The 1,700-nt window shown below is 61.5% G+C and carries 1 protein-coding gene; it reads left to right on the forward strand.

What is annotated here, in order from left to right; genetic code table 11:
• Window positions 1–448: 448 nt before the first annotated feature.
• A complete protein-coding gene (locus NZM16_RS10820) occupies window positions 449–1,540 on the forward strand; it encodes a SagB family peptide dehydrogenase (protein ID WP_295480338.1) in 1,092 nt (363 codons plus the stop codon).
• Window positions 1,541–1,700 lie beyond the last annotated feature (160 nt).

Here is a 1,700-nt window from a genome sequence, read left to right on the forward strand (position 1 = left end):
GGAGCTGGGGGCCTTCGGCCCCCAGCTCCGCCCCCAAAGCCCCGTGAAGAAGCGAACGGCGTAGCTCCTATGAAGATTGAGGGAGCCGACGTCAGTCCGGAGGGCGATGACCCCTCCCCACGGACCTCCGAGCCGTGGGGAGGGGGAGTAAAAATCTTTCGGGGGCGGTGTGGGAGCCGAAGGCCTCCCGCACCGCCCCCGAAAACCCCCAAATCAAAAAATGGACAAAACACGAGCAGGGCTTTGCGGATGACGGGTTAAGATGAAGACCGCCTGGGGAGGGAGGAACAGGGGAGGTGGAGCCATTCCCCTTCCTGGAGCTACGTTCCCATCGCTACCCTGGGGAGTGACTACCGGCTTTTGGTCGATTACTGGCGCAGTGATAAACTGTTAGTGGCTTCGGGTTTTAAGCAAGGGAGGGAATATGCAAATAAAGGGGATGCGGATAGTGATCGATTTTCTCTTGATAGGAACTTTTCTAACCGTAGCCTTAACCGGGCTTTTAGCCGATGTGGTGGGGGAAGGCAGCCCCTTTCATCGGTATAGTGCTTACTCCTTCACGGCTCTGGTGGGTGTCCATCTTTACCTGAACCGCTGGGCGTTGCTTGCTGGGTTTTCTTGGCCTAAGAAGGAAGCGAAGAAAGCGCCGTCTGCGGCGCCCTCGCCGACGCCATGGGGCAAGCTCCGGTGGAGCCGTCGTGGTTTTCTCTGGTCGGGGCTGGGGGCGGCGGTCGGGTTTGTCCTGGGCAAAGGGCTTCCCTGGGGCCAGCCCCCCACCTCCTGGGAGGGCGAAGATCTGGGAAAGCGCTACCATCAGTGGAGCCAGCCCGGCCCCTTGGCGGCGTTTCGGCGCCCTCTGGATTGGGGCCTGTCCCCGCCCCCTTACAAAAGCTATCCCGGCGCCCCCGTCATGGCCCTGCCGCGGGATTTCAGCTACCGGGGGTTGTCTGTAGAGGAGGCGATCCAGCTCCGCCGTTCCATTCGGGACTATACCGATCAGCCCATTCCTCTCAAGAAGTTTTCTCACCTGCTGTATATGGCGGGCGGCATCACCGAGCCCCGGCGCGCTTTGCGGGCTGCTCCTTCCGCCGGCGCCCTTTATCCGATCGAAATCTACCCCATCGTCTTTAAAGTGGAAGGGCTGGCCCCCGGCGTTTATCACTATGAGGTCCGGGAATACGCGTTATCCCGGTTGCAGGAAGGAGATTTCCGCCCGGCGCTCTTCCGCCATTGTGCGGGACAGGAACTGGTGCTGAGGGCCAGCGCGATCATCGCGCTGACGGGGATCTTTCAGCGGACTCGGTGGAAGTATCAGGATCGTTACTATCGCTATGTCCTGTTGGAGGCGGGGCATATCGGGCAGAATATCTATCTGGCGGCAACCTCCCTCGGGCTGGGGACTTGCGCGATCGGGGCGTTCTTTGACCAGGAGATCAACCGGCTGCTGGGGATCGATGGCGCTGAGGAAGCGGTCCTTTATCTCCTGGCTGTAGGGACCATTCAGTCCGCCGGGGCCCAATCCTCCTCGGAGGGATCGTAAGCATAGGGGCCTCCCTCGTGGATTCCCTTTAAGGCGATGAGTGGTCCTGAACGACCGCTTTGTCATATCTTTGCTCTGGGGGTTCAGGGGCGGGGCCAGGGCTTCGCTTTCGCGCGGGTTTCGGGGCTGGGGGGCCGCCGCAGGCGGCGCCCCCGCCCCA

The sequence above is a fragment of the Thermoflexus sp. genome, assembly GCF_025055495.1.
GTDB lineage: Bacteria > Chloroflexota > Anaerolineae > Thermoflexales > Thermoflexaceae > Thermoflexus.